Source organism: Nocardia aurea (assembly GCF_003123685.1).
GTDB lineage: Bacteria > Actinomycetota > Actinomycetes > Mycobacteriales > Mycobacteriaceae > Nocardia > Nocardia aurea.
Window position 1 is genome coordinate 37783 of sequence record NZ_QCYJ01000144.1, and the last position, 26988, is coordinate 64770.

Annotated in this window: 27 protein-coding genes; 17 read left to right on the forward strand and 10 right to left on the reverse strand. The window is 68.1% G+C overall.

Annotated elements, in window-relative coordinates; translation table 11 throughout:
• Positions 1–54 precede the first annotated feature (54 nt).
• Together map and DAT37_RS36930 are read right to left on the reverse strand one after the other, a co-directional pair.
• Entirely contained in the window at positions 55–918 is an 864-nt protein-coding gene (gene map, locus DAT37_RS36925; RefSeq protein WP_109529588.1) for a type I methionyl aminopeptidase, read from the reverse strand.
• A gap of 65 nt (positions 919–983) precedes the next feature.
• A complete protein-coding gene (locus DAT37_RS36930) occupies positions 984–1835 on the reverse strand; it encodes a PaaI family thioesterase (RefSeq protein ID WP_157978883.1) in 852 nt (283 codons plus the stop codon).
• Between the two features lie 278 nt (positions 1836–2113).
• On the opposite strand from DAT37_RS36930, the gene DAT37_RS36935 reads away from it, so the two are divergent.
• Positions 2114–3241, forward strand: coding sequence for an FAD-dependent oxidoreductase (locus DAT37_RS36935; RefSeq protein WP_109529590.1), 1128 nt, complete (start codon positions 2114–2116; stop codon positions 3239–3241).
• 62 nt (positions 3242–3303) lie between these two features.
• Here DAT37_RS36935 and DAT37_RS36940 read toward each other — a convergent pair whose 3' ends face one another.
• From DAT37_RS36940 to DAT37_RS36950, 3 genes are all read right to left on the reverse strand, one after another.
• Positions 3304–3897, reverse strand: a complete 594-nt coding sequence (locus tag DAT37_RS36940) for a GNAT family N-acetyltransferase (protein WP_109529591.1) — start codon at positions 3895–3897, stop codon at positions 3304–3306.
• 83 nt (positions 3898–3980) lie between these two features.
• A complete protein-coding gene (locus DAT37_RS36945; RefSeq protein WP_198654628.1) occupies positions 3981–4583 on the reverse strand; it encodes a DUF4126 domain-containing protein in 603 nt (200 codons plus the stop codon).
• A 177-nt stretch (positions 4584–4760) separates the two neighbouring features.
• Complete coding sequence (locus tag DAT37_RS36950) at positions 4761–5282, reverse strand: DUF4254 domain-containing protein (RefSeq protein WP_232840229.1); 522 nt, start codon at positions 5280–5282, stop codon at positions 4761–4763.
• Positions 5283–5623: 341 nt separating this feature from the next.
• Here DAT37_RS36950 and DAT37_RS36955 point away from each other — a divergent pair, with 341 nt between their 5' ends.
• The 11 genes from DAT37_RS36955 (at position 5624) to DAT37_RS37005 (ending at position 16252) form a co-directional block, all read left to right on the forward strand.
• Positions 5624–6331: a hypothetical protein gene (locus DAT37_RS36955; protein WP_408637485.1), complete on the forward strand. Its 708-nt coding sequence runs from the start codon at positions 5624–5626 to the stop codon at positions 6329–6331.
• Positions 6332–6427: 96 nt separating this feature from the next.
• Positions 6428–7693, forward strand: a complete 1266-nt coding sequence (locus DAT37_RS36960; protein WP_109529594.1) for an ATP-grasp domain-containing protein — start codon at positions 6428–6430, stop codon at positions 7691–7693.
• Positions 7690–8559, forward strand: coding sequence for a Rossmann-like domain-containing protein (locus DAT37_RS36965; protein ID WP_109529595.1), 870 nt, complete (start codon positions 7690–7692; stop codon positions 8557–8559). Before DAT37_RS36960 ends, DAT37_RS36965 begins: the two co-directional genes overlap by 4 nt.
• A complete protein-coding gene (locus DAT37_RS36970) occupies positions 8547–9605 on the forward strand; it encodes a pyridoxal-phosphate dependent enzyme (protein ID WP_109529596.1) in 1059 nt (352 codons plus the stop codon). The genes DAT37_RS36965 and DAT37_RS36970 overlap by 13 nt, the downstream gene beginning before the upstream one ends.
• The gene (locus DAT37_RS36975; protein WP_109529690.1) at positions 9602–10645 is read left to right on the forward strand and encodes a dipeptide epimerase; all 1044 of its coding nucleotides are present in this window, start codon (positions 9602–9604) and stop codon (positions 10643–10645) included. Before DAT37_RS36970 ends, DAT37_RS36975 begins: the two co-directional genes overlap by 4 nt.
• Positions 10642–11961 carry an MFS transporter gene (locus DAT37_RS36980; RefSeq protein ID WP_109529597.1) on the forward strand — a complete coding sequence of 440 codons (1320 nt, stop codon included), beginning with the start codon at positions 10642–10644 and terminating at the stop codon, positions 11959–11961. The genes DAT37_RS36975 and DAT37_RS36980 overlap by 4 nt, the downstream gene beginning before the upstream one ends.
• Entirely contained in the window at positions 11942–12808 is an 867-nt protein-coding gene (locus tag DAT37_RS36985) for a class I SAM-dependent methyltransferase (protein ID WP_109529598.1), read from the forward strand. The genes DAT37_RS36980 and DAT37_RS36985 overlap by 20 nt, the downstream gene beginning before the upstream one ends.
• Complete coding sequence (locus DAT37_RS36990; RefSeq protein ID WP_109529599.1) at positions 12805–13614, forward strand: ABC transporter ATP-binding protein; 810 nt, start codon at positions 12805–12807, stop codon at positions 13612–13614. The genes DAT37_RS36985 and DAT37_RS36990 overlap by 4 nt, the downstream gene beginning before the upstream one ends.
• A complete protein-coding gene (locus DAT37_RS36995) occupies positions 13611–14693 on the forward strand; it encodes a FecCD family ABC transporter permease (protein WP_109529600.1) in 1083 nt (360 codons plus the stop codon). The genes DAT37_RS36990 and DAT37_RS36995 overlap by 4 nt, the downstream gene beginning before the upstream one ends.
• A gap of 30 nt (positions 14694–14723) precedes the next feature.
• Complete coding sequence (locus DAT37_RS37000; protein ID WP_109529601.1) at positions 14724–15710, forward strand: ABC transporter substrate-binding protein; 987 nt, start codon at positions 14724–14726, stop codon at positions 15708–15710.
• Positions 15707–16252 carry a GNAT family N-acetyltransferase gene (locus DAT37_RS37005; RefSeq protein WP_232840230.1) on the forward strand — a complete coding sequence of 182 codons (546 nt, stop codon included), beginning with the start codon at positions 15707–15709 and terminating at the stop codon, positions 16250–16252. The genes DAT37_RS37000 and DAT37_RS37005 overlap by 4 nt, the downstream gene beginning before the upstream one ends.
• Positions 16253–16424: 172 nt before the next feature.
• On the opposite strand, the gene DAT37_RS37010 is transcribed toward DAT37_RS37005, so the two are convergent.
• Positions 16425–16904 carry a Dps family protein gene (locus tag DAT37_RS37010; protein WP_109529602.1) on the reverse strand — a complete coding sequence of 160 codons (480 nt, stop codon included), beginning with the start codon at positions 16902–16904 and terminating at the stop codon, positions 16425–16427.
• A gap of 117 nt (positions 16905–17021) precedes the next feature.
• Entirely contained in the window at positions 17022–17486 is a 465-nt protein-coding gene (locus DAT37_RS37015) for a hypothetical protein (protein WP_232840231.1), read from the reverse strand.
• A 264-nt stretch (positions 17487–17750) separates the two neighbouring features.
• Here DAT37_RS37015 and DAT37_RS37020 point away from each other — a divergent pair, with 264 nt between their 5' ends.
• From DAT37_RS37020 to DAT37_RS37030, 3 genes are all read left to right on the forward strand, one after another.
• Positions 17751–18854, forward strand: a complete 1104-nt coding sequence (locus DAT37_RS37020; protein WP_109529603.1) for a glutamate--cysteine ligase 2 — start codon at positions 17751–17753, stop codon at positions 18852–18854.
• 106 nt (positions 18855–18960) lie between these two features.
• Entirely contained in the window at positions 18961–20475 is a 1515-nt protein-coding gene (locus DAT37_RS37025; protein ID WP_109529604.1) for a catalase, read from the forward strand.
• An 89-nt stretch (positions 20476–20564) separates the two neighbouring features.
• A complete protein-coding gene (locus DAT37_RS37030; protein WP_109529605.1) occupies positions 20565–21272 on the forward strand; it encodes a PAS and ANTAR domain-containing protein in 708 nt (235 codons plus the stop codon).
• A 6-nt stretch (positions 21273–21278) separates the two neighbouring features.
• On the opposite strand, the gene DAT37_RS37035 is transcribed toward DAT37_RS37030, so the two are convergent.
• Positions 21279–22805: a flavin-containing monooxygenase gene (locus DAT37_RS37035; protein ID WP_232840232.1), complete on the reverse strand. Its 1527-nt coding sequence runs from the start codon at positions 22803–22805 to the stop codon at positions 21279–21281.
• 444 nt (positions 22806–23249) lie between these two features.
• On the opposite strand from DAT37_RS37035, the gene DAT37_RS37040 reads away from it, so the two are divergent.
• Both DAT37_RS37040 and DAT37_RS37045 read left to right on the forward strand, forming a co-directional pair.
• Positions 23250–24413: a lytic transglycosylase domain-containing protein gene (locus DAT37_RS37040; protein ID WP_109529606.1), complete on the forward strand. Its 1164-nt coding sequence runs from the start codon at positions 23250–23252 to the stop codon at positions 24411–24413.
• A 74-nt stretch (positions 24414–24487) separates the two neighbouring features.
• Positions 24488–25357 carry a helix-turn-helix domain-containing protein gene (locus tag DAT37_RS37045; RefSeq protein WP_109529607.1) on the forward strand — a complete coding sequence of 290 codons (870 nt, stop codon included), beginning with the start codon at positions 24488–24490 and terminating at the stop codon, positions 25355–25357.
• A 3-nt stretch (positions 25358–25360) separates the two neighbouring features.
• On the opposite strand, the gene DAT37_RS37050 is transcribed toward DAT37_RS37045, so the two are convergent.
• Positions 25361–26173: an ABC transporter permease gene (locus DAT37_RS37050; protein WP_109529608.1), complete on the reverse strand. Its 813-nt coding sequence runs from the start codon at positions 26171–26173 to the stop codon at positions 25361–25363.
• Entirely contained in the window at positions 26170–26982 is an 813-nt protein-coding gene (locus DAT37_RS37055; protein ID WP_109529694.1) for an ABC transporter permease, read from the reverse strand. The genes DAT37_RS37050 and DAT37_RS37055 overlap by 4 nt, the downstream gene beginning before the upstream one ends.
• Between the last annotated feature and the right edge of the window lie 6 nt (positions 26983–26988).

Sequence of the window (26988 nt, forward strand, 5' to 3'; positions counted from 1 at the left end):
GCGCGACCTCGCGACCACCCGACGGCGTCGGCCCCGCACCGCACCGCCGAACCCTCACGGCAGCGTGAGGATCTCGGCGCCGGTGTCGGTGACCACGAGCGTGTGCTCGAACTGGGCGGTCCACTTGCGGTCCTTGGTGACCACGGTCCAGCCGTCGTCCCAGATCTCGTAGTCGATGCCGCCGAGGTTGATCATCGGCTCGATGGTGAAGGTCATGCCCGGTTCGATGACCGATTCGATCGCGGGCTGGTCGTAGTGCAGGATCACCAGGCCGCTGTGGAACGTCGGGCCGACGCCGTGACCGGTGAAATCGCGGACGACGCCGTAGCCGAAGCGATTCGCGTAGGACTCGATCACCCGCCCGATGACGTTGAGCGCCCGCCCCGGCCGCACCGCCTTGATGGCGCGCGCGGTGGCCTCCTCGGTCCGCTCGACCAGCAGCCGGACCTCCTCGTCGACATCGCCGGCGAGGTAGGTCTTGTTCGTATCGCCGTGCACGCCGTCGATGTAGGCGGTGACGTCGATATTGACGATGTCGCCGTCCTCGATCACCGTCGAGTCGGGGATGCCGTGGCAGATCACCTCGTTCAGTGACGTGCAGCACGACTTCGGGAAACCCTTGTAGCCGAGCGTGGAGGGGTAGGCCCCGTGATCGCACATGTACTCGTGCGCGATGCGGTCGAGTTCGTCGGTGGTGACGCCGGGCGCCACCGCCTTACCCGCTTCCTCGAGCGCCCGCGCCGCGATCTTTCCCGCGAGCCGCATCTTCTCGATCGTCTCCGCGGTCTGCACCCAGGGCTCACGCCCCTCGTTCACGGTCTTCTTCCACGCGTACTCCGGACGCTCGATCGAGCGGGGCACCTCACGCGTGGGCGACTGCGTGCCGGGTACGAGGGGTTTGCGGGTCCGAACTGCCATGGGACAAGACTATCCGGACCGGCCGATCACCACCCGGCGGTGCCGGGCGCCGCCGACGCCCGCCCTCATTCCACCTTCCGGTAGACGATCGTCGCCTCGGTGCCGACCCCGCCGTTCTCCCTGGTCGCCACGACCCGCACGACCGCGGACCGATTCGTGCGGTGTTCGACGCGCGCGGCGAAGGTGACGGAGGTGTCGACCGGGCTGTGGCGCAGGTAGGTGATGTGCAGCGAGGTGGGCCGCAGCCGTTCCGACGCCGCGCCGACGGCCTCGGCGGCGGCCAGTTCCGACAGCCACACCGAGATACCCCCGTGGATCCCGCCGCCGGGGTTGCAGATCTCCCTGGTGATACGCACGCGCAGATCGGCCGCGTCGCGGCGCGATTCGAGGTCCATGTCGAGTACCCGGAGCGGATGGGGCGCCCGGTCGAGATCCGCGCGCGAGGCCGGAGCGCGGGCCGGGCCGATTCGTTCGCCCGGGAAGAAGTGCAGGCGCACCATGCCGGTGGCGATCGCGGTGCCGTCCTCGGCGCGTATCACCCCGGCCCCGGCCCCGTATCCCTTCCCGACGTGCATCGTCGTGCCCTCGGCGGTCAACACGCCGCCCGCACTCGTGACCGGGTCGCAGAATTCGAGCAGCAGTTCGGTCGTGACGGCGCGCACGTGCGGCTGGGCCGCCACGAACACGCTGTGACCGAAGACGATATCGGCGAGGACACCGAGCGATCCGTGCGCGTAGTTTCCGTCGAGTCCGTGCAGCCAGGGACCGATATCCATCACGGCGGTGGAGGTCGCCGCGTCGGCGGCGATGGTCTGCACCCGGAACAGATGGTCGGGGCGCACCGCGATCTCCGGTTTCGTCTCCTCGCTCGGGGCCGTCCCCTCGACCGAACCCTGCCCGCGCATATCGCTCGTCACCGACTGTCCTCCCGGCCGACATCCCGAAACCGTTCGTCTCGGAAACCATCTGTCTCGTAGCCATTGGACACCCTCGGTTTCCCGACCGTCGCGGCGGATCGGACCGAGCGCCCCGTTATCGCAGCGCTGCCACCGCCCGCAGCCGTGCCATCGCGGCGTCGTCCGGGTGGTATTCGACCCGGTAGCGCGGTGGGTAGACGTCGAGAACCGGTCACTTGTTAACCTGCCGTTCGCCCGCGCGCTGCCCGCGCTCCGGTGTAACGGCCCACCATGGGTCCATGCGATCGGTCGTCATCGGAGGCGGACTCCTCGGTACCGCCCACGCGCTCGCCGCGGTGCGCCGAGGGCACGAGGTCGTGCACCTCGAGCGGGAGTCGAGTGCGCGGGGCGCCGCGGTGCGCGACAGCGGACTCGTGCGGGTGTCGGGATGCTCGTCCGCCGACCTGGGGGCGGCCCTGCTCGCCAGGCAGCTGTGGGAGGAGATCGGCGGCAGGGTGCCCGGCATCGGGTTCCGGCCGACCGGCTCGCTCACCGTGATCCGCACCGACGCGGAACTCGCCGTCGCCGAGGCCGCGGCGGCGGACGCCGACGCGCGATCACGCGGCCTGGAACTGCTGGAGCCCGAAGCAGTGCGGGCACTCACCCCCGCGCTGCGTGGCAAATTCATCGCCGGACTGCACTGTTCGACCGATTCGGTCATCGAACCGCGCCGCGCGCTGCCCGCGCTGCGCGCCTCTCTCACCGCGACCGGGCGCTACACCTTCCACTCCGGCGCCGAGGCCAGGTCGGTCACCGATACCGGTTCGGGTGCGCGGGTTCTCGACGATCACGGCCGGGTCTTCGACGCCGATCTGGTCCTGCACTGCCCCGGCGCGACCCACACCGGCCTGACCCGCGAACTCGCCGGTGTCCTTCCGCTGCACCGGGTCCGCGCGCAGATGATGCAGACCGCACCGCTGGGCGAACCACTGAGCACCGCCGTCGCCGACGGTGACAGTTTCCGCTACCACCCCGGTTTCGCGGGCCCGGCCGTCGACGCGCTGATCGCCGAACAGTCCCAGACCGCCGTCGCCGCGCAACACACGATGCAACTGCTCTGTGTCCAGCGCCTGCACGGCGGACTGACGATCGGCCGGACCCACGAATCCGCCGAACCCTTCCCCTTCGACGTGGACGAGGCACCCTACGACCACCTCACCCAGGTCACCGAGGAACTGCTCGGCCGCAAATTGCCCCGGGTGCTGCGGCGTTGGTCCTATGTCCGCAGCCACAGCGCCGACCCGTCGGCGCCCGTCACCCGGATCCGGGCCAGCGACCGCGTCTGGGTCGTCACCGGGGCCGGACATCTCGCGACGACATTCGGCCCTCTCCTCGGCGAGGACACCGCCGACCTGCTCGGACTCTGAGCCCTGCCCGCGCCGAGGCGCCGTTCCCGGTCGAGCGGAACGACGGCCACCGAGCGGACAGGTCACACACCGTTCAGCGGGGTGTCCCGTACCCAGACCATGCCGTTACCGGAGTCGGCGGGCGCGAGCCGTTCCCGGGGCGCGACCCGGTCCAGGCGGTAGCCGAGCCTGCGCGGAACCGCCGCGCTACGGGTATTGGCGGCGTCGCAGTGGATTTCGACGTGCCCGATATCGGGCAGTGCCAGCGCGATATCGGTCAGTGCGGCGGCGGATCTGGTGATCAGCCCGCGGCCGGTGTGCGCGGAGTGGCACCAGTAGCCGATTTCCAGCGCTTTCGGGCCCAGGTGGTCGCCCAGGCCGATCGCGCCGAGCAGACCGCCCTCGGAATCGAAGATGCCGTAGGCGCATTCCCCGGTCGGGTCCGGCCAGCCCGCCGTGGCCTTGGCGAGGAATTCGCGTTGCCGGTCGCGCGACGGGGCTTGCGCCATCCACGGCATCCAGGCGTGCAACTGATCGAACGACGCCGTGAGCGCTTCGAACTGGGCCTCGAAGTCGGTGCTCTCCCATCGCCGCAGCAACAGGTCGCCGAGTTCGATGCGCCGGGGCGGGGTGACTCCCCGCGCCAGCGCCCGCTGCGGTGGCGTCGGCTGTTCCATGTATCGATCGTCGTCGGCGCGCCGAGGGGCCGCAAGGCGATTCGGACGGGTGGAGTGTCGCCCGATCCACCGCCCGAGCGGCCTCAGCCCGCGAGCGCGGCTTCCTCGCGTCGGGCGCGGCGTTCGCGCCTGCGTCGGCGGAAGCGGCGAATCCTGCTCGCCGCCAACAGGACCAGCAGTGCGCCGATGAGCAACAGGGTTCCGGCGATGCTCGCGGCGAGGACCGGATGGAAGACGGCGAGGGTGATGATCGCCGCGACACCGAAATCCTCGGCGGTGCTGACGACGATATTGCTCGCCGGTTCCGGCGAGGTGTTGATCGCCATCCGTAGCCCGGCTTTGACGAGATGACTGACCAGCGCCGAGGTCCCGCCGACCGCCGCCGCGGCCAATTGCGGCAGCGACCCGTCCGGTCCCGCGATCAGCGCGGCCACGACCGCGCCGGAGGCGGGGCGCACCACGGTGTGGAAGGAATCCCAGAACGAATCGAGATACGGGATCTTGTCCGCCACCGCCTCGATCAGGAACAGCACGGCCGCCGCGATCAGGACATCGGCACGTTGCAAACCGACTGGTACGTCATCGGATAACCCGGTCAGACCGTAGAGCCCGAATAGCAGGACTACCGCGTAGGCATTGATTCCACTGGCCCAGCCCGCGGTGAAGATCAAAGGAAGCAGCGACACCCCGTCGATCGTAATCAGGTCCCGGCGAATGAGCACAAAGCGAGACCGCTGCCACACGATCATCGTGGCAGCGGTCCATGCGGAGAAATCGTTGTCGCGGAATCGAATACAGTTTCATAACAACACGATAAAAATTCGATTCACGACATCCGACCGATTCCGGGTCGCTTCCCGGCGTTACTTCTCGGGCAGTCGACGACGACCACCGGCGACGTCGGTGACCAGATCCGTGTAACCGTCGACGAGTTCGGCCAAGTGATACCAATGCTTGTGCGTGCTGTCGCTGCGCGGACCGTCGACATCGATAGCCTGGTTGGCATCGACCCAGCTACGTGCCATCCGATCGACGACGGACCCGAGGCTTTCGGTATGCAATGACGCACCCTGGCGATGCTGCGGGACCTCCTGCGAGATCCAGTCGTTGATATCGTCGACGAGCTCTACTCGCCGACAGTCGATTTCGGCGACAAGAAAGGCATCGCGTATCTGGGCGCGACGGGCATGCAGTTCGGCGAGGGCGTGGGCGGATCGCAACAGTTCGCGATCCAGGAAACGCCGCCCCTGGAATGCGCACAGTATTTGCGGAGCGGTCGGCAGTACCCCTACAGTCGGCGCGCTCATCGCATCCCCCGAAAATCGCCCGACACCAATGCTCTCAGTACCAACATTATTGGCTCTCGATTCGGTTTTCCCGGTCATCGGATCAGTTGTTCTCGCATCAGGCTAGCGGCAACCGGCGCTCACGGATACCAGAACGCAAGATTGCGTTCTACTTGCTGCAACCAACATGTTCTTACAGATGCAATCTCGAAGTCATCGCACGGCCGTGACCACGGGAAGTCCGCGAAACAGACGGAACGGCATGTGCAAGAGGGGTTTCCGGCGTTCCGCACCCGGCGAGCAACAGACCGCGCGGTCCGCGACAGCCGACGGCCGGGCGGGCTCACACCCTCCCACTATGCAAACGACATTCATTGTCATTAAGATCGGGTCGGCGCATTCGCCAGCTCCACCGACCGACGAGGAATCCGAACGTGCAGATGAGGAAAACCGCCGCCCCCACCGTGGGTGCGACACTGCTGATCGCCGCTATGACATTCGGCCAGGCGACCGTCCACGCGGTGCCCGTCGAGGCCGTCTCGTATCGAGCCGAGACCACCGAGACCTCCACCGTCATCACCACCGATTCCGGATCGATGGCCGTCGAGAACGGCACCTTCACGATCAGGGCGACCGACGGAACCGCCCTCGCCGGGACCGAACTCGCGTTCCGCGTCGACGATTTCGTCTTCCCGATCGCCGCCGACATCGCGGGTGACACCGCGACGCTCACGCCACGATTCGATCCGGCCCACGCGACGTATCGACCGGTCGCCCTGCCCTACGAGAACAAGGCGCCCTGGAAGAACGACTACGAACGGGAACAGGCGGCCTGGAGTCGACTGACCAGCACGATCTCGATGGGCGCGACCATCGGGACGCTGACCGGCGGACTCGCGGGCGCGGCGGTGGGCTGCGCACTCGGCGGCATCGCCGGAGCCACCGTCGCCGCGGCGGCGATCGTCGGACTGTTCGGCTCGTTCATCCCCGCCGCCGCCGTCGGCTGCCTCGGCGGAATCGTCGCGGTCGGCGCGCTCGGCACGGTCGCGGGGCAACTTCTCGTGACCGGACCGGTCGCGATACTGGCCGCCGCGCAGTACTTCACGACGATCAACTCCCCCTCGCCGAATACCGCGCCCGCCCATTAGGTCGCACCCTCTCGAAACCCCTTCCCGGGGAGGGGTTTCGAGAGATAATGATAACGATAATCATTACTGATCGACCGCACCTGACGAGGAGAACACATGGGACACCTACTGATGGTGGAGAGCTGGGTCGGATCCATGAGCACACTGCTCCCGCACGGCATCCGCGACCGAGGACACCGATTCAGTTTCCTGACCCGCGATCTCGGGCACTACCTGCGGACGGCGACCGATGCGCGCCATCCCCTGCTCGGCGCGACGAATATCCTTACGGCCGAGACCAATGACGAGCAGGCCGTCGTCGCCACCGTGCGTCGTCTGCACCAGGTCTTCGAATTCGACGGGGTGCTGTCCTCGTGTGACTACTACCTGCCCACCGTCGCCGCCATCGCCGCCGACCTCGGGCTTCCCGGACCGAGCCGCGACGCGATGCGCGCGGCGTGCGACAAGGCGACGACCCGCCGGATCTGCTCGGCCGCCGGGGTTCCCGGTCCGGCATTCGCGGTGGTGGCCGCATGGGACGAGATCGCCGCGGCGGCGCAGCGAATCGGCTATCCGGTCGTCGTCAAACCGGTCGACCTCTGCGGCGGGATGTTCGTGCGCCGCGTCGACAACGTCGACCGACTACACGACGCGGTCGCCGCCATCGCCGGGTTCCCCGTCAACGCGCGTGGTCAACTGCGCGCGCCGGACATACTCGTCGAGGAATGTCTCGACGGTCCCGAATACAGTGTCGAGACCGTCACCCACGGCGGCCGGACCACGATCGTCGGCATCACCGACAAGCGTGTGGTGGGTTCGGACTGCTTCATCGAGGCCGGGCACATGTTCCCCGCCGCCACCGAACCCGAGCAGTCCGAGGCGATCGGCGCGGCCGCGGCCGCCGCCGTGACGGCGCTCGGACTCGACGACACGGTCGCGCACACCGAGGTCAAACTGACCGCGCGCGGTCCGCGACTGATCGAGGTCAACCCGCGACCGGCGGGTAACCGGATCACCGAATTGGTGCGCCGGGTCACCGGCATCGACCTCCCCTCGGTCCACGCGGATCTGGCCGCCGGAATCGAACCCGTCCTCGAACCGGTCGATACCGGTATCGGCAGCGCGGCCATCGCTTTCCTGATTCCGGAGCGCGCCGGACAACTGGAGTCCGTGGACGGCGCGCGGCAGTGGTCGCTCGACGACCGGATCGTCGATCATCACCTCGCCGCGGCAGGCAAGACCGTGCGCACCGCCGACAACAACAACGAGTACCTCGGACACGTCATGGTGGTCGACGAGAAGTTCGGTGCCGCGAGCGAACTCGCCCAGCGCTCGATCAGCGAACTACAGGTCACCTATCGCGATTCCGGCAGCCGAGCATGACGGCCGCCGAACCCCTCGCACTCGGTCACCGACCGCGCTCGGTCGCCGAACTCGTCGCCCTGGTCCGGTCGGGCGCGCTCGGTCCCGCACCGGAGACCGTCACGGTCGCGAGCGCCTTCCTCACCACGTACGGCACCGGGCACGCGGGGCGGGCACAGCGCTATCACAACGAGATCTTCAGTGTGCGTATCGGTTCCGTGGTCGGCTCCTGTGGATCGGAATCCGATCTACCCGGCGAGCGTTCGGCGGTCGTCTCCGACTGTGTCGGCGCGACGATCGCCGAATTGCTCGACCACGCCGTACCCGCCGTCCGTATCGCGGCACTGGACGCCTACCTCATGCACCTGCACCCACACCCCTCGGCGGCGGGTCGACCGGGTCGGACGGTCGTGGTCGACGGCGCGTCGTCACTGGCGAAATCCCGGTGCCGGGCCGCCACCGTCATCGACCTGCTGCCGACGCGCGGCATACGGACGGTGCTGGTGGTCGGGGTCGTCAATTCCCTGCTCGCCGAATTGCGCGAGCGCGGCATGGACTACATCCCCTGCGACCGCGCGGGCGGGGTGACCGAATGGGACGAACCGGTGCTGAGGTCGACAGCGGAGATCACCGAACCGTACGACGCCATGCTGGTCACCGGCATGACCCTGGTCAACGGCAGTTTCGATCATCTGCTCGAGCACGCGGGGCGGCACGGCCTGCCTCTGGTGATGTTCGCGCAGAGCGGTAGCGCCGTGCTGCCCTGGTTCCTCGGAGACGACGCCGTCACGGCGATTTCGGCCGAACCGTATCCGTTCTTCTCCCTCGACGGCGGCCCGAGCACTCACTTCCACTACCACCGTTCGGAGTCCACGTGCGCACAGTAGAGCCACACGGCGGTCGATCCGGGCTGCTGCGGTTGATCGGCGGGACGCCGGTCACCTCGATCCCCACGGAGTCCGGAAACTACTGGGCGAAAATCGAAGCGGCGGGCGTGGGCGGTATGAAGGCAAGGGCGGCCGCGTCCATGCTGCTCGCCGCCGCCGATCGCGGGGAACTGAAGCCCGGCGCGCCGATCATCGAATCGACGAGTGGCACACTCGGCGTGGGACTGGCGCTGGTGGGGCGAGCGCTCGGCCATCCGGTCACCCTCGTCGTCGACGCGGAACTCGAATCGGATATGCGTACGCTGTTCGGCGTCTACGGCGTCGCCCTCGCGGTCGTCGAACATCCACATCCCGAAGGCGGCTGGCAGCGCGCCCGACTCGATCGGATCGCCGCCCTGCTCACGTCGACACCCGGCGCGTACTGGCCCGATCAGTACAACAATCCCGACAACGCGCTCGGCTATCTCGACATGGCGCGCGAGATTCTGGACCAGGCCGAGCCGATGGACGTGCTCGTGGTCACCGTCGGATCCGGCGGACACTCCGCGGGCCTGACCCGGGCGCTGCGGCGCTATTGGCCGAACCTGCGGGTCGTCGGCGTCGACGCGGTCGGCTCGCGGATCTTCGGCCAGCCCGCGCGCAGCCGGGTGATGCGCGGCCTCGGCAGCAGTATCCTGCCGCGCAATGTCGCCTACGCCGATTTCGACGAGGTGCACTGGGTCGGCCCGGTCGAATCGGTCGCCGCCTGCCGCGAACTCGCCGCGCGTACCTGCCTCGGGGGCGGATGGAGCACCGGGGCCGCGGCGCTCGTCGCCGACTGGGTGGCACGCCGCGAAGCGGGATCGCGGGTGCTGACCGTCTTTCCGGACGGGCCGCACCGGTATCTGCACACCATCTACGACGACGGCTGGTGTTCCGAGCGCGGCTTGCTCGGCGCACCGCGCACCGAGCCGGTCGAATTCGGCGACCCCGACGAATCCGAGGCACGGGGGTGGGCGCGCTGCCGCGTCGTCCGCGACCCGGCGACCGCGCGGGTGCGGGCATGAGACTGGAATGGACAACCACGCGGATCGAACTCACCGAACCGCTGCGCATCTCACGCGCCACCATGGCCGAACGCGACGCCGTCTGCGTCACCCTGTCGCACGACGGCGTCTCCGGTCGGGGCGAAGTCGTCACCAGTCCGCGTCTGGGAATCACCGGCGCGACGATCGGGCGGGCGCTCGCGGGCACCGCCGAGTGGGTCGCGCGTGCGAGTGACCCGGACGCTCTGCGCGCGGCACTGCCCGTCCTGCGCCGACGTCTGGCCGACGCGCTGCCCGTCGCGGCCGCCGTCGATATCGCGGTACACGACCATCTCGCCATCCGGGACGGACAGCCGCTGTGCTCCTACCTGGGTATGCCGCCGTGGGATTCGGTCCCGACCGCCTACACCCTGGGCATCGGACCGCCCCTGGCCACGGCGCGCTCGGCGGCACGGCTGATCACCGCCGGTTTCTCGGTGCTCAAACTCAAGCTCGGCGAACGCGATCCCGCCGCCGATATCGCCAGGGTCCGTGCGGTGCGGGCGGCCGCTCCGACCGCGACGCTGATACTCGACCCGAACGGGGCATGGGACACCGGGACCGCCGTGCGGATCCTCACCGAACTCGCCGACCTCGAGATCGCCGCGGTGGAGCAACCCGTACCCGCGGGACGGCCGGAACAACTCGATGCCGTCGCCCGAGCGGTACCCATGCCGGTGATCGCCGACGAGGACGCGGGTTCGGTCGAACAGTTGGCGGCCCTGCCCCCGACCGTGGCCGGCATCAATATCAAACTGGCCGAATGCGGCGGCCTGGACGCGGCCGCGCTGATGATCGACTGGGCACGGCGCTCGGGTGTCGACGTGATGCTCGGTTGCCAGGTGTCGACATCGCTCGGCATCGCCCCCGCTGCGCATCTGAGCGGCGCCGCGCGGTGGGTCGACCTGGACGGACATCTGCTCATCGCCGCCGACCCGTGGTGCGGGCTCGGCGATTTCGACGGTCGCCTGCGCCGTCCCGCCGGGCCCGGACTCGGAATCCGCCGACGGGAGGCCGCGTGAACACCCTCGCGTTGTTCCGGACGTTCCCGCTGTCGGTGCGCTTGCTCCTGGTCAACCAGTTGGCGGGCAATACCGGGTTCTACCTGCTCATCCCGTTTCTCGCCGACTACCTGCTGCACGATCTGGCGTTGTCGGCGGCGACCGTCGGCGTGGTGCTCGGGGTGCGCAATCTGAGCCAGCAGGGGTTGTTCCTGGTCGGCGGGTCGGCGGCCGATCGACTCGGCGCGCGCCGGGTGATCATCATCGGGGCGGCCATTCGCGCGGCCGGATTCGGATTGTTCGCGGTGGGCGGGTCCGTCGCGGTGGTGCTGATCGCGTCCGTGCTCACCGGATTCGCCGGGGCGCTGTTCAATCCGGCGGTCCGCTCCTATATCGCCCTCGACAGCGACGACCGCGCGGCGGACGCCTTCGCGCTGTTCAATATCTTCGGCAATATCGGTTCGGCACTCGGACCGATCGTCGGCACCGTTCTCGTCTCGGTGGGTTTCCGGCTCAGCGCCGTGGTGGCCGCGGCGATCTTCCTGTGCCTCACCGTCGCACAACTGCTCCTGCTCCCCGATCGCCCGGTCGCGCGCGGCGCGACGACCGTGCGGGGCGATATCCGCACCGTCCTCACCCACCGCGCGTTCCGGTCCTTCGCCATCGCGTTGATGGGCATGTTCGCCTTGCAGAGTCAGATCTATTTCATCCTGACCTTGCAGGCACAGCGGGCCGCGGGCGACGACGGCGCGGCCATCGCGGTGGCGGCGCTGTTCCTCACCGAGACGATCACCATCCTGCTGCTCCAGGTGCGTATCACCCGCGCGCTCGGTACCCGGGCGCGCGGACCCGCGATGGCACTGGGCATGACGACGATGGGCGCGGCCTTCCTGGTCCCGCCGATCGCGGCGCGCTTACTCGAATCCCGTTCCGGCGGCACGCTTCCCACGGTCGCGGCGGTAGCGCCGGTCGCGGTGGCCGCGGCGATCCTCGCCGTCGGCGTCATGACGGTGCAGCCCTTCGTCAACGAGCTGATACCGCGATTCAGCGGCCGGACCCTGACCGGAACCTACTACGGCGCTTTCTATCTCGTCGCGGGCGTGTTCACGGTGACGCTCACCTCCACGGTCGGCGCGGCGGTCGACCGGTTCGGCGGACCGCTGGCCTGGTGGCCCGCGCTGCTGTGCGCCGCGACGGGTTTCCTCTCGGCCGCCGCCGTGACAGTCCTGCACCGGCGCGGCACGCTACCCGAGCCCGACAGCCCGCCGGACGCTCGGCCGGACCCGCACACCGTTCTCGTGAAAGGTGATTCCGACCATGACACCGACCGACGCTAGCCCGGTGCTCACCAGCGAAAATCTGCTGACCGACAATCCCGCGCTCTACGAGCGGACCTTCCCCGACAACGGCGAACGCAACGCGCGTTTCGTGCACGACCTGGTGACGCGGTTCGCCGACACCGCGACGCGTTCGAGGCGGCTGCTCGATATCGGAGCGGGGACCGGACGCGATGCCGCCCGGTTGGCCGACCTCGGCTACCGGGTGAGCGCCGTCGACATCTCGGCCCGGATGGTGGCCTACGCCCGCGCGAAATACCCGGAGTTGGACGTGACGGTCGGCGACGCGCGTGACGTCGAAGCCGCCGCGCCCGTCGACGTGGTGACGTGTCTCGGCAGCACCCTGCTGCACCTGCACGACACCGCCGATATCGTCGCGGCGCTGACCCGGTTCGCCGCGTGCCTGCGCCCCGGCGGGTTGCTGATCCTCGAGATGCGCAACGGCGCGTTCCTGCTCACCGACCGGGGACGACAGGAGCTGCTCGGCGACGAATCGATCCGCACGGTCGAATGGGAGGGCGTCGGGTACACCTCGCGTACCTCGCTGTCGGTCGATCTACCCGAGCAACTGCTGCGCAGGCGGCGAGTCTGGACCTGGGACGGCTGCGACCAGCCGGTCGCCCAGGACACCGCCTGGCGTCTGCTGTTCCCCCGGGAACTGCGATACCTGCTCGGCCTGAGCGGATTCGAGGTCGTCGCGCTCTTCGACCGACCGGGACCGCTCACCGACCCGGCGTGGCCGGGTGACGGTGTGCTCGGCGACCGGCTCGACGACGACCGCCTGCATGTCGTGGCCCGGCGACATGCCGGGCCCGCGACCGTCTCCCCCGCCGGGGTTGTCGCGTGATCAGCCTCGACGACGTCCATTTCGACTACGACGGCGATATCGTGCTGTCGGGAATCGGATTGGTGGCCGAACCGGGAACCACCCTCGGTCTCATCGGTCCCAACGGCTCGGGCAAATCGACGCTGTTGCGCCTGATCTACCGGGCCCTGCGTCCGCGCACGGGTGTCGTCGCCGTCGACGGCGCACCGGTGGCCACCCTGCGGGGTCGCGACCTCGCGGGCCGCCTCGCCGTGGTGACGCAGGAGTCCTCGGCGGATACCCCGATCACGGTCGCCGAGATGGTGTTGCTCGGCAGATCACCGTGGGCCGGTGCGCTGCAGGGGTATTCACACGACGACCGGGTCACCGCCGCCGCCGCGATGCGACGGGTGGGGGTACGCGAGCTGGCCGAACGTCCGTTCTCCTCGCTCTCGGGCGGTGAACGTCAGCGGGTGCTGATCGCCCGCGCCCTCGCCCAGCGGGCCGACCACATCCTGCTCGACGAGCCGACCAATCATCTCGACGTCCGTTACCAGCACGAACTCCTCGGTCTCGTACACGATCTCGACGTCACCACCGTTGTCGTCCTGCACGACCTCAACCTCGCCGCGCGGTACTGCGACCGCTTGGTCCTGCTGGATCGCGGGCGAATCGCCGCGGCGGGCCCGGTGGCGGAGGTCCTCACCCCGGAGCTGCTCGAACCCGTCTACCAGGTCACCGTGGCGCGTTCCACCGCGTTCGGCTCGATCCAGCTCCTCTTCGGGCCGGGGCGGCTGGGTGTCGAAGACTCCGTATCCACCGATACCGGAAAGGTTTTCGCACCGTGACCGCGACCATCTCGAGCACCGATGTCGACGATCTGGACCACGCGGGAAAACGGTGGATCACGGCGGCGTGGATCGGCGGGCTCGCCGGACTGCTGTGCGCGACGATCATCGTCGCGATCGGAATCGGGCCGGTTTCGGTACCGCCGTCGACGGTGGCCAGGATCGTCGGCCACCACGTGCTCGGCCGATCCGGTGACGTCGAATGGACCGCCGCCCAGGATTCCATCGTCTGGCTGGTGCGCACGCCACGGGTACTGCTCGGTGCCTGCGTCGGCGCGGCGCTGGCGGTCAGCGGCGTCGTCCTCCAGACCATCGTCCGCAACGCGCTCGCCGACCCACATATCCTCGGCGTCACATCCGGCGCGTCCACCGGAGCGGCCGTCTGCCTGCTGTTCGGTTCGACCACGACGGTGGCCACCGGCATGCTCGCCTCCAGCGCTTTCCTCGGGGCGCTGATCGCCACCGCCCTGCTGTTCATGATCGCCCGGATCAACGGGCAGATGACCTCGCTGCGTCTGCTGCTCGGCGGGGTCACCATCGGCTACATCTTCTCGGCCGCGACGAGTTTCCTGATCTTCGCCTCCGATTCGCCCGAAGGCGCGCGCGCCGTACTCTTCTGGCTGCTCGGCTCGCTCGGGTCGGCCGCGTGGGCGTCGTTGGGTATCACCGCCGTCGCCGTCGCCGTGGCTCTCAGCACGCTGTTTCTGCTCGGCACCAGGTTCGACGCGCTCGCCATCGGCGACGACACCGCGCGCACCCTCGGCTTCGCGCCGATCCGATTGCGCACCTATGCGCTCGGCCTGGTCGCGCTCGGCGTCGGCGCCGTGGTCGCGGTATCGGGCGCGATCGGATTCGTCGGGCTGATCATCCCGCACGTCGCCCGGCTCTGTGTGGGAAGCGCGCACCGCAAGTTGATCCCGGTATCCGCGCTGATCGGCGCGATATTCCTGGTCGCCGCGGATGTCGTGGCGCGCACCGCGTTCGCGCCACGCGAACTGCCGCTCGGCATCGTCACCGCCGTAGTCGGCGCTCCCATGCTGCTGCTCCTGATCCGCCGACTCCGCACTGTCACCTCGTAATTCACTGTCAGAGAAGGAATCCCACAAGCCGTGAAAATATCCCCGGTGCGCCGCGCCCGCCGACTCGCCGTCCTACCACTCGCGCTCGCCACGCTCGTCGGCCTCACCGCCTGCGGCGGATCGACCCCACCGACCTCCGAAGCCACTCCGGGCGGCGGCTTCCCGCTGACGATCTCCAGTTGCGGTCGCGACGTCACCTTCGACAGAGCACCACAGCGTGTCGTCACCGTGGGCTCCATCGCCGCGCCGATGATCGCCGCCGCGGGCGCCGCGGACCGGGTCGTCTCCCGCACCTTCGAGACCGCGCCCTTCCCCGGCGCGTACGCCGACCGGCTCGCACACGCCGAATACGTCGCTCCCACCGCTGAACTCGCCCGCGAGGAGATCATCAACCGCACCCCCGACGTGGTGGTGAGTTTCGAGGGCGCGGCCGTCACCCCCGACGACCTCGCGGCCGCGCGGATTCCGCTGATCGTGACCCGGGGATACTGCCAGGACGCGGCGGGCACCTTCGAGGACGTCTTCGCCGACATCGAGCTCTACGGCACACTCTTCGGCACCGAGCGAGCGGCAGCGGACGAAGTGGCCGCATTGCGCGCGCGGGTCGCTTCCGTCACCGCGAAATACCCCCCGGAACAGCGCAAACGCCCGGCGGCCGCACTGATCCTCTCCCGCGACGGATCGACGCTCAACGCCTACGGCGGTACCAGCACCGTCGACACTCAGATGGACATCCTCGGCCTGACCAATATCTTCGGCGATGTCGCCAAACGCAGTTTCGGCGCGAACACCGAAACCCTCATCCAGCGCGACCCCGAGATCGTGATCCTGCTGACCCAGGGCGATCAGACCCCCGAGTCGGCCCGCGCCGCCCTGCGCGCCCGACCCGAACTCGCCGCGATCGACGCGATCCGCGCCGATCGCGTCATCGCCGTCCCGTTCGGCTACACCGGCCCGGGGCCGGTCGCCGTGGAAGGTCTGGAGACGTTGGCGGGCAAACTCGGAGCCCTGCGGTGACCGCGGCCATCTCGACCCGCACCGGCTACGCGATCCGCGTCGCCGAGGCCCGCGACCTACCCGGCGCGCGCCGGGTCATGCTCGACACCTTCTACAAGGTCCTCGGTTGCGGCTACATGCCCGAACATCACGACGACGTGATCGATGCGCGCACCGCGTACCTGGAACATCCGAACCAGCGCCTCTGGGTCGCCGTACGCGACGACGAGGTCGTCGCGACCACCGCGATCCAGGCACGGGGACCGAGGAATCCGCCGCACCCGGCGTGGCTGGCAGAACAGTTCCCGGACGGCGTCACCGCGCAACTCTTCCGCGTCTACGTCGCGGTCGAACACCAGCGACAGGGCCTCGCCACCGAACTCGTGCGCCACGCCATCGAATTCGTCCGACAGAACCCCGCGCTGGACCGGCTCTACCTGCACACCGATGCCCGCTCACCCGGCGCGCTGGATTTCTGGAAAAACTTCGGCACCGTCATCCACGACGCGAGAAGTCCCGAAGCCACGTTCCAGACCGTCCACCTCGTCATTCCCCTGGACTGACGGGCACCGGTCGCGGTCGCGCACGAACGAATTCGGCCGTCCGTCCCACCGCGATCGGTGGGACGGACGGCCTCTCGTACAGCGATCCGCCGTCGACCGGTGGTCGACGGCGGATAAACCTTACCTCGGTGTGCACCGGGTCGATCGCACGGTAGCGATCAGACGGTGGCAATCAGACGGTGGCGAGCTGTGCCTGCCACATCCAGTGCAGCTGTTCCAGCCGCGCCGCGATCTCGATGAAGAGGTCCTGGGTGACCGGATCGGCCTTCTCGGTCGCCTCGATGCGGTCGCGCAATCGCGCGATGACCGCGCCGAGATTGGCGACAACGGAGTCGATCACGTCGGTGTCCTGCTGCCAGCCCGCGCCGATGCCGAGCGCGCCGGAGTCCGTCGACACCGTCTGGGCGCGGCCGTCGGGGCTGATACCGATCGCGGTGGCGCGTTCCGCGCTGCTGTCGGTGAAATCCCGTGCGACGACCACCAATTCGTCCAAGGCCAAGTGGACCGAACGGAAGTTGCGGCCGATGACGGTCCAGTGTGCCTGCTTGGCGATCAGGGTCAGGTCGATCAGATCCACCACCGTGGCCTGCAATGCCTCGCCGGCGATCCGCTGCTGTTCCTGGTCGAGTGTGCTCGTGATCGGTTTGGTCATCGTTCACGCCTTTCTCGTGTCGCGACGCTTTCGCCGTCCTCACGGACCGAACTACCCGGCCTCATAGAGCCGAAACCGGGGTGTCGCGAGTCACGAGTGTCGCCCGGGCGACACTTCTCAGCAGGCGATGCCGACGATCCGCGCCCGGCGCGAGGCCGCGCGCACGGCGGCCGCGAGGGCGACCAGCGGCGGCATCCAGCGGGCCTCGGCGGGGGCGATGCCCCAGGTGAGGGCGCCGGTCGACAAGGTGCTCGGCGGCAGCGGGACGCCCGCACCGTCGCTGTGGACGACGGCTCCCGCACCCCGCAGCGCCTCGATCGCTCCTTCGACCCGATTCAGGCCGGTGACGAGATGGATTTCACGACGCTGCGCGCCCGGGATCTCGATCACCGGACCGGACAGATTGTTCGCGCGCAGGAAGCGGCGCACATTCGCGGCCAACTCCCCCGTCAGTTCGATACCGGCGACCCGGTCGTCGGTGATCAGGCAGGCGCCGTTGGCCGTCGCCGCGACCGTCCACCCGAAACGGGTGTAATCCTGCGTGGTGTCCTGGCTCGCCACCGTGACGGAAGTCGGAAACATCGTCGGCACTGTCTTCTCCTTTTCTCCATCGGATCCGGATCTCGTATCGGCATCCGTGCGACCTTCCGGGATCGAATCCCCGGTCGAGGCGAACCCCACTGTCGTGTTCGTACCTGTGAATCAAATCCATTGGAGCTAGGAGTTTTCCTACGGAATCCTTACAGGCGCGGCCCCGGCGGCGAGGTGGGCGCGACGATCCTCGATGGCGCGCCTTCGACCAGCTGTTATAGCCGCGACGACATGTAGGCGGCGTAGCCTACAGGCATGGACGCAGCCGCACCGACCGTCGGCGTCGAGGAGGAGTTCCTGCTGGCGGACCCGGTCACCGGCGCACCCGCCGCCAAGAATCTGGCGGTGGCCGACGCGGCGAAGCAGGCGGGGATCGCGCTGCAACTGGAACTGACCCGCTGTCAGGTGGAGACCAGCACGAGCGTGCACTCGCGGATCCCGGCGCTGCTCGATGAATTGCGCGCGCAGCGCCGCACGGTCGCGGCCTGCGCCGAGGACAACGACGCCAGGCTGATCGCGGTGGCCATCCCCCCGACCGTCCCCGAGCACTTCCCGGTGACCGACACCCCGCGGTATCGGCGGATCGAGCAGGCCTACGGCATGCTGGCCCACGAGCAGGGCCTGTGCGGATGCCACGTCCACGTCGGTGTGCCGAATCGCGAGACGGCGGTGCTCGTCGGCAACTACGTCCGCCCCTGGTTGCCCGTCCTGCTCGCGACGACGGCCAATTCGGCCATCTACCGGGGCCGCGATACCGGCTACGCCAGCTGGCGCAGCATTCTGTGGCGGCGCTGGCCGAGCGCGGGGCCGCCACCGTATTTCGGCTCCGCCACCGAATACGAGTCGATGGTGGCGATGATGCGGGCCAGCGGCAGCATTCTCGACAACAAGATGGTCTATTGGGATATCCGTCCCTCGGAGACGTTTCCCACCGTCGAGGTGCGTGTCAGCGACGTTCCGGCGACCGCCGAGGAATCTGCCCTGCTCGCGGCATTGATCCGGGCGACGGTGACGATGGGGCTGCGTTCCATCGTCGGCGGGGTCCGCGCGCCCGCGGTCCCCGCCGAAGTCCTGCGCGCCGCCTACTGGAAAGCCGCCCACTCCGGACTCGGCGGTGACGGGCTCGACCCGGTGACCGGTCATGTCAGGCCGCATCGCGAACTGCTGGCCGATCTCGTCGAACGGATCGAACCCGCGTTGCGCGAAACCGGCGACCACGACTTCGTCGCCGAGGCGATCGCCGCGCTCCACAGCAGGGGCAACGGCGCCCGCAGGCAACTGCGGGCGATGCGAGCCCGTGGGGAGGTCACCGATGTCATCGCCGAACTCGCCCGCGCGACCCTCGAGGGATGCGACTGAGCGAGGCGGCCGGTTTCACCGCTGGAGCCGGGGGTAGGCGGCAACTGTCACGGCCGGACGCGAGCTACGGCTCGATCTCCCGGTACCTGAGGTAGAAGGGAGCAAGATGTCGAATTTCACCACCGATGACGCGGGTATTCCGGTACCGAGCGACGAACACTCACTCACGGTGGGGCCTGACGGCCCGATCCTGCTGAACGACGCCTATCTCATCGAGAAGATGGCCGCGTTCAACCGGGAGCGGGTGCCCGAGCGGCAGCCGCACGCCAAGGGCGGCGGCGCCTTCGGCACCTTCGAGGTGACCGCGGATGTCAGTGCCTACACCAGGGCCGATCTGTTCCAGCCCGGTAAGAAGACCGAGGTACTCGCGCGCTTCTCCACGGTGGCGGGCGAGCGCGGCAGCCCCGATACCTGGCGTGATCCGCGCGGCTTCGCGCTGAAGTTCTATACCGAAGAGGGCAATTTCGACATGGTCGGCAACAACACGCCGATCTTCTTCGTGCGCGACCCCATGAAATTCCAGGATTTCATCCGTTCGCAGAAACGCCGGGCCGACAACAACCTGCGCGACCACGATATGCAGTGGGATTTCTGGACGCTGTCACCGGAATCCGCGCACCAGGTCACCTGGTTGATGGGTGATCGCGGCATCCCGCGCACCTGGCGGCACATGAACGGCTATTCCAGCCACACCTACCTCTGGTACAACGCCGCGAACGAGCGTTTCTGGGTCAAATATCACTTCAAGACCGATCAGGGCATCGAGTTCTTCACCCAGGACGAGGCCGACCAGATGGCCTCGATCGATACCGACTACCACACCAGGGATCTGTGGGAGGCCATCGATCGCGGCGACCATCCGAGTTGGACGCTACAGATGCAGATCATGCCGTTCGACGACGCGAAGACCTACCGGTTCAATCCCTTCGACCTGACCAAGGTCTGGCCGCACAGCGACTATCCGCTGATCGAGGTCGGCCGGATGACGTTGAATCGGAATCCGGCGGACTATCACACCGAGATCGAGCAGGCCGCGTTCGAACCGAGTAATTCCGTCCCGGGCACCGGCCCGAGTCCGGACAAGATGTTGCTCGGGCGCTGGTTCTCGTATCCGGACGCGCACCGCTATCGGATCGGTGTGAACTACAAGGAACTTCCGGTCAACTCGCCGCACGCAACGACGGTCCGTTCGTATTCCAAGGACGGGGCGATGCGCCATCACAACCCCGGCGATCCGGTCTACGTCCCCAATTCCAAGGGCGGTCCGCACGCCGATCCCCAGGTGTCGGGACCGCCCGTCGGGTGGCATACCGACGGGGAGATGGTCAGGCAGGCATATACGGTCCGCGCCGAGGACGACGACTGGGGCCAAGCGGGCACCATGGTGCGCGATGTCCTCGACGACCCGGCCAGGCAGCGGCTCGTGGACAATATCGTCGGCCATCTGCTCAACGGCGTGAGCGAACCGGTGCTGGGCCGCGCGTTCGAGTACTGGCGCAATGTCGACAAGGATCTCGGCGACCGCATCGAGGCCGGGGTCAGGGATAAACAGGACGAACTCGACCCCAAAGCCGCCGAACAGGCCAATCCGGCCCGCTCCTCGGCGCAGCGCAAGGCCTGACCGCGGGTTGTTTCGCCCTCGGGCGCGCGGGCCGCGCACCCGAGGGCGAAACCGCTCGGCCGTCCACGCCGACGTGGTACCAATGGCTGATGACCGATGGCGGTGACGGTGACGGACCCCGGGTCGACATCGACCGGCTCGAGCAGGTCGTCGGCGCGGGACAGCCGCAGGGTGTCGGCGGTTTCCGGTTCCTGTTCGCCGATCAGAGCTGGGAGTGGTCACCCGAGGTCGCGCGTATGCACGGTTACGAACCCGGCGAGGTGGTGCCGACCACCGAACTACTGCTGTCGCACAAACATCCCGAAGACCGCGATCGGGTCGAGGCCGCTCTGGTCACCTCGGTCGAGGACGGATCTCCGTTCTCCAGCAACCACCGGATCGTCGATACCTCCGGCACGGTCCGTGACGTGATCGTGGTGTCGGACCGCATGCTCGACGACGGCGGCGAGGTCGTCGGCACGATCGGCTACTACATCGACATCACCGGAACCCTCGCCGATCATCGCGACGAGGCGCTCGGTGAGGTCCTGCCCGATCTCGTGGCCTCGCGCGCGGTGATCGAACAGGCCAAGGGCGTGCTGATGGTGGTGTACGGCATCGGACCCGATCAGGCGTTCCGCGTGCTGCGATGGCGTTCCCAGGACACCAACACCAAATTGCGCACCGTGGCCGAACGTCTGATCGCCGGACTGCCCACGATCGCGGCGGCCGAGACGCGCATGCGCTCCGAACTCGACCACCTCCTGCTCACCGCGCACGAGTGGGCCGACGGCCCCGGCGAATCCAACGAGCGGTAGGCGCGTTCAACGAGAGGCGCCCTCGCCGTGGTCGCTCTGCTCGGCGTCCGCGCTCGCCTTCGACGCGATGCCCGTACCGGCCGGGACCACGGTGAACGCGTCCGCCGGATGATGCGCGAGCATGCGCGCGAAACTGCGTGTCGTCCCCGGCCACGGATTGACCACGCGACCGTTGGCGTGTTTGAACCAGCTGTTGACCGATCCCGTCCAGATCGTCTTCGCGATCGCCCCCTGCAACCAATTGCGGTACCGCGCCATCGCCGTCGCACCGACCTCGATCGCGGGAGCGTCGATCTCCTCGCGCCAGCGCAGGCATTCCATGATGTAGCCGATCTGGTATTCCTTCATGGTGGGATTGCTCCCGGCGGGCGTGAAGGAATTCGGTCCCGCGATGAGGAAGGCGTTCGGGTATCCGGGCACGGCCAATCCCATGAAGGCGTCAGCGCCGTCGGACCACTGCTCCTGGAGCACCTGTCCGCCGCGACCGCGGACCGAGATCGGCACCATGAACTCCGCGGCCCGAAAGCCGGTGGCGTAGATGAGGATATCCGCGCGCCGGTGCGCGCCGTCGACGGTCTCGACGCCGTCGGCGACGATGCGCTGGATGGGGTCGGTCACGAGTTTGACGTTGTGGCGGGCCAGCGTCGAGTAGTAGGCATTGTCGAAGATGATCCGTTTGCCACCGATCGGATAGTCCGGCGTCACCGCCGCGCGCAGCCCGGGATCGGTGACCCGGCGATGCAGGTACGCGCGCGCGAACCATTGCGCGGGCCGCGCCGACCAGCCGCGATGCATGATCGGCGCGAGCAGGGTGTCCGCGCCCCGGTGCAATGCCCTGCGGTAGGCCTGATGCGCGCCCGGCACGTGCAGCGCCAATCGCGACACCGGACCGAATTCGCGAGCGGGTTTGGGCAGCAGCCACTGCGGCGTGCGCTGGTAGATGTGCACGCGCCCGGCGATCCGCGCGATCTGGGGCAGCAACTGCACCGCGCTGGAGCCGGTGCCGATCACCGCGATATCGCGGCCACGCAGATCCTGATGGTGATCCCATCTCGCGGTGTGGAATGCCGGACCCGCGAACAGATCCCGCCCCTGGATACTCGGGATGTAGGGCCGGTGTAACTGGCCGAGCGCGAAGATCACGACGTCGGCGCGGATCGTCTCACCGTCGGTGGTGGTGAGTTCCCAGCGCGCAAGATCGTCGAGATAGGTCGCGCCCGACAGCGCCGAGTTCAACCGCAGATGCGGGGTGAGGCCGTGGTCGTCGGCGACCTGACGCAGGTAGGACAGAATCTGCTCCTGGCCCGGATACCGTTGCTTCGCACTGCGATACGGGGCGAAGGAGAACGAGTAGAGATGTGAGGGCACATCACAGTCGCAGCCGGGATAGGTGTTCTCCCGCCACACACCGCCGACCCGGTCGCCCTTCTCGAGGATGACGAAATCCTCGTACCCGGCACGCTTCAGCGCCACCCCCATACCGATCCCACCGAACCCCGCGCCCACTACCACCACTTTCAGGTCAAGCACCACGTCGACGTCCAGCCTCTCTCATTCAGTCAACATTCAGCAATCTCTATTCGCGTGGCGAGCTCGAATGGATTGATTGCGATATGAAAACGGCACCGGACCGAATAAACCGAGCTAGAGACAGAGAAAATCGCTGGTGAGCGGAATGCTTTCGGCCATGCTAAAACCGAACACGAGGAATTGTTGCGCAATTTTTCAGATTACCGAATACCAATAGCAGATATTCAGCTAATCAGACCCGACCGGTCGGTAATCCGAACTCGCGTCACGACGCGACACCTCACCATTCATGTGATCAGAGCATCACCGAAGAACAAGCTATCTACATGGACCGATCATGCGATATGTTACTGAGCGTTCTTGTTCTCTGGACGGCGTCGTCCGGGACGGCGACCGACCGGACACGGTCACGCCGCGGGCTCGCGACGTCGGGATAGGTGTGGCCGCATGCGTTTATCCGCCCCGATCACCGCGTCGACCCTGATCGCGGTCGGCGTCGTCGTCTCGGGTTCCGTACCCGCGACGGCGATTTCGGCGCCCCGCGACAACGCCGGCGCGGCCGCGGCCGCGGCCGCCGCGCCGGAGGCATCGGCGGACACCGCCGTCGGACTGCTGCCCGTGATGCCGGACTCGCCGCGCACCCTGCACGCGATAGCCCCCGCCGACGACCGCGCGTCGACGGCGGCCGCCGTCTCGCTGCACGAGATCGCCCTGCCCGAAAATACCGGGGCGCTGGGCATTCCGGAGATCGTGCTCGCGGCCTATCGCAACGCCGAACTCGCGATGGCATCGTCGAAACCCGGCTGCGGACTGAGCTGGAACCTTCTCGCGGGCATCGGACGGATCGAATCCGGGCACGCTTTCGGCGGGCGCACCGATGCCGCGGGCACCACGACGCAGCCGATCCTCGGCCCCGCGCTGGACGGCACGCTGCCCGCCAACGAGGTCATCGCCGCCCCCGGCGGCGGGTACGTGCGCGCGCTCGGGCCGATGCAATTCCTGCCCGGGACCTGGGACCACTACGCCGCCGACGGCAACGGTGACCGAATCCGAGACCCGCACAACGTCTTCGACGCCGCACTCGGCGCCGGGCAGTACCTCTGCTCGGGCGATCTCGACCTGCGCGACCCGGCCCAGGAATTGCGAGCGGTCCTGCGCTACAACAATTCGAGGGCCTACGCCGCGGATGTCCTGAGCTGGTCTGCGGCCTACCGGACCGGTGGCGCGCCGAGCCGGGTCACCATCGCCCCGGATCTCGTCACGCCGGGCACGATGTCACCCGCGCCGGGTCCGGACGTGCTCGCGACCCGCGCCGTACGGGCCGATCGCCCGCTGCTGCTGGAACCGATGACCGAGACCAGCGCGCCGGTGCGCGCGACGCCGCCGCTGGTGACCATGCCCGGCGTCACCGTCGAATGCGGAATCCTCTGTGCCCCGGTCCGGCCCGACCCCGTCGATCCGCCCGCCGTGCGCGCACCCGAGCAGCCGCCGTTCCGTCTCGAGCAGCAGCAGCCGCAGGAGCAGGAACAACCCGCACCGCCCGCCACCCATCAGCCGAGCATCACGCTGCCGTTCGGCGTCGTCGTCCCGCTGCCGATGCCGCAGACCTGACCCCGGCATCCGAGGGCCCATGTGCCGACCCGATTTCCGGCCCGAATACCGCGCGAGGTGAAAGGATTGGCGACATGGCAGGCAAGCGCACCGTTCTCACCGCCGGTTTGCGCCGCTTGGCCGCTTTGCTGACCGAGATGCGCGAGAGCGTCGGTCTCAGCAAGGAAGAGGTCAGCGGCCGGACCGGTATCAATGTCACCACCCTGTACCGGATCGAGCAGGCGCAGGCCCGCCCGCAACGGCGCACCCTGATGACACTTCTCGACCTGTACGCCATCGACACGGACAAGCGCCGATACGTCATGGACCTGCTCTCGGACGCGCAGAAACCCGGGATGTCACGGCCTTACGAAGACAATTTGTCCGAGGTCTACTCCGCGTACATCAATTTCGAATCCGCGGCACTGTCCGCGCGGCACTACGAGACCTCCTACATTCCCGGTCTCCTACAGACACCGCAATACGCGAGCGCCGTCATCGATACCTCGATGCCGAAGCTCGAGGCGGCCGTCACCGAAAGTAAGGTCTCAGCGCGAATGAGCCGAGGCAGCGTGCTCACCAAGGCCGAGCCCTTGGAGCTGTGGGTGGTCCTCGACGAGGCCGCTATCCGCCGGGTCGTCGGCGGGCACGAGGTCATGCAGGGCCAGCTGAAGCAGCTCATCGAACACAGCAAGATGAACAACATCATCCTGCAGATACTTCCGTTCGCAGCGGGTGCGCATCCCGGCATGCTCGGATCGTTCACTCTCCTCGATTTCCCCCAACCCGACGACCCCGAACTGGTGTACGTCGAAGGGATCACGGGCGACACGCTGATCGAGGGTCACCTCGAGATCCGGCGCTTCGGTGTGATATTCGACCAGTTGCGTGCCATGGCGTTGAGCCCGCGCGATTCCATCGCCCATATCGAGCAGGTCGCCCAGGACAGGGAGCGCAGGGGCTGAGCCTCAGGCGCGGCTGGCGCGCCGGTAGCCGAACACCGCCGGGATCGCGAACACCACGATCGTGCCGAGCGACCACGCCGTGGTGGCCAACAGCGGCCCACGCACCGGGCCGCCCGCCGACAATCCGCGCATCGCGTCGATGGCATGGCTCATCGGCTGGTTCGCGACGATCGGCTGCGCCCACCCCGGGTAGGCGGCCAGCGGCACGAATCCGGTGCTGAAGAACATCAGCAGTGACGATCCGAGCGAGATGGCCTCGACCAGGGCGGCCTTGGCGGAATAGGTGGCGACGGCCGTGACCAGAGTCGCGAATCCCAGCCCGAACATCAACGGCACGCCGAACAGCGCCACGCCCGCGAGGAACCCCTGCTCGAATCGGAAGCCCAGCGCGGTGCCCACCGCGAACATGACCGCGGTGCACAGCAGGATCCTGACACCTTCGGCCAGAATCCGCGCGGCGAGCCCCGACGCGCGGTGCACCGGCAGCACCCAGAATCGGGCGAGCAGCCCGTCGTCGCGTTCGCGGCCGAGCGTCACCGCACCGGCGAGAGATCCCGACATCACCCCGACCAGGGCGACCATCGGCACCGACCCGTAGAGCGCGTTCATCCCCGACGCCGCCGAGATCTGCTTGCCGAGGACGGTATTCAGCATGACCAGCAGCAGCGCGGGAAAGATCAGCGACTGCACGACGGTGAGCGGATCGCGCCACCAGCGCAGCAACAGCCGCTGAGTCTGGATCAGCGTCTGCGGCACGACCAGGCGCAAGGTCTCCGTCGGCCCGGAGGCCCTCGGCATCTGCGATGTCACTGTCATCCCGACCTCCGCATCACGATGACGGCGGCCCATCCGGCGAACGCGACCAACAGGCCGCACGCCCAGGCCAGCCCTGGTCCGAGCACCTCCCAGCCGACGACGCCCGCGTTGCCGGACGGATCGCCCGCCAGCGCCCGCAGGGCGTAGACGAACTGGGAGATCGGCTGGTTGCGCGCGAACCCCTGCAACCAGGAGGGGAACTGTTCGGCCGGGGCGAATCCGGTCGAGACCATGCCGAGGATGAGCTGGGGCATGATGAGCAACTGGGTGGTCGCCTCCGGACTCTTCGACAATGTGCCGACCACATCCGCGCCGAGGGAGAACGTCAGCGCGATGAACAGCGCGAACGCCAGGAATCCCAGCGTATCCGCCGCGGTCCCGTAGAAACGCACCCCGATGACGAACCCGCACACCACCGCGGCCGCCAGCGCCAGTCCCGCGCGATAGGTGGCCGCGGTCAGCCGGGCCGTCAACGGGAGCGCCAAGGGCATCGGCAGCGATCCGAAACGCGCGTTGAGCCCGTCCCGCGCGTCCGTCGCGGCACGGAACGCCGCGGCCGAGGCGCAGAACGCCACCGATTGCATGACGATCATCGGCATCAGGAACTGCGCGTAACTGCTCAGTCCGTGCCCGTACAGGTTCATCACCGTGTTCAGCGGGACGTAGAACCCGATGGTGAACACCGTCGGCGCCGCGACGGCCGTCAGCACCTCACCGTTGCGGAGGGACTGCCTGATCAACCGGCCGGCCAGCACCCACCATTGCGCCACCGCCGGAAGCCGCGGCCCGGCGCGCTGATCACTGGTCATCTGCAC

What these genes read in the sequence shown, in the direction of transcription:
- map (WP_109529588.1), bottom strand. Translation starts at nt 918, where the DNA reads ATGGCAGTTCGGACCCGCAAACCCCTCGTACCCGGCACGCAGTCGCCC.
- DAT37_RS36935 (WP_109529590.1), top strand. Translation starts at nt 2,114, where the DNA reads ATGCGATCGGTCGTCATCGGAGGCGGACTCCTCGGTACCGCCCACGCG.
- DAT37_RS36940 (WP_109529591.1), bottom strand. Translation starts at nt 3,897, where the DNA reads ATGGAACAGCCGACGCCACCGCAGCGGGCGCTGGCGCGGGGAGTCACC.
- DAT37_RS36950 (WP_232840229.1), bottom strand. Translation starts at nt 5,282, where the DNA reads ATGACCGGGAAAACCGAATCGAGAGCCAATAATGTTGGTACTGAGAGC.
- DAT37_RS36955 (WP_408637485.1), top strand. Translation starts at nt 5,624, where the DNA reads ATGAGGAAAACCGCCGCCCCCACCGTGGGTGCGACACTGCTGATCGCC.
- DAT37_RS36960 (WP_109529594.1), top strand. Translation starts at nt 6,428, where the DNA reads ATGGGACACCTACTGATGGTGGAGAGCTGGGTCGGATCCATGAGCACA.
- DAT37_RS36965 (WP_109529595.1), top strand. Translation starts at nt 7,690, where the DNA reads ATGACGGCCGCCGAACCCCTCGCACTCGGTCACCGACCGCGCTCGGTC.
- DAT37_RS36975 (WP_109529690.1), top strand. Translation starts at nt 9,602, where the DNA reads ATGAGACTGGAATGGACAACCACGCGGATCGAACTCACCGAACCGCTG.
- DAT37_RS36985 (WP_109529598.1), top strand. Translation starts at nt 11,942, where the DNA reads ATGACACCGACCGACGCTAGCCCGGTGCTCACCAGCGAAAATCTGCTG.
- DAT37_RS37010 (WP_109529602.1), bottom strand. Translation starts at nt 16,904, where the DNA reads ATGACCAAACCGATCACGAGCACACTCGACCAGGAACAGCAGCGGATC.
- DAT37_RS37015 (WP_232840231.1), bottom strand. Translation starts at nt 17,486, where the DNA reads ATGTTTCCGACTTCCGTCACGGTGGCGAGCCAGGACACCACGCAGGAT.
- DAT37_RS37020 (WP_109529603.1), top strand. Translation starts at nt 17,751, where the DNA reads ATGGACGCAGCCGCACCGACCGTCGGCGTCGAGGAGGAGTTCCTGCTG.
- DAT37_RS37025 (WP_109529604.1), top strand. Translation starts at nt 18,961, where the DNA reads ATGTCGAATTTCACCACCGATGACGCGGGTATTCCGGTACCGAGCGAC.
- DAT37_RS37030 (WP_109529605.1), top strand. Translation starts at nt 20,565, where the DNA reads ATGACCGATGGCGGTGACGGTGACGGACCCCGGGTCGACATCGACCGG.
- DAT37_RS37040 (WP_109529606.1), top strand. Translation starts at nt 23,250, where the DNA reads ATGCGTTTATCCGCCCCGATCACCGCGTCGACCCTGATCGCGGTCGGC.
- DAT37_RS37045 (WP_109529607.1), top strand. Translation starts at nt 24,488, where the DNA reads ATGGCAGGCAAGCGCACCGTTCTCACCGCCGGTTTGCGCCGCTTGGCC.
- DAT37_RS37050 (WP_109529608.1), bottom strand. Translation starts at nt 26,173, where the DNA reads ATGACAGTGACATCGCAGATGCCGAGGGCCTCCGGGCCGACGGAGACC.
- DAT37_RS37055 (WP_109529694.1), bottom strand. Translation starts at nt 26,982, where the DNA reads ATGACCAGTGATCAGCGCGCCGGGCCGCGGCTTCCGGCGGTGGCGCAA.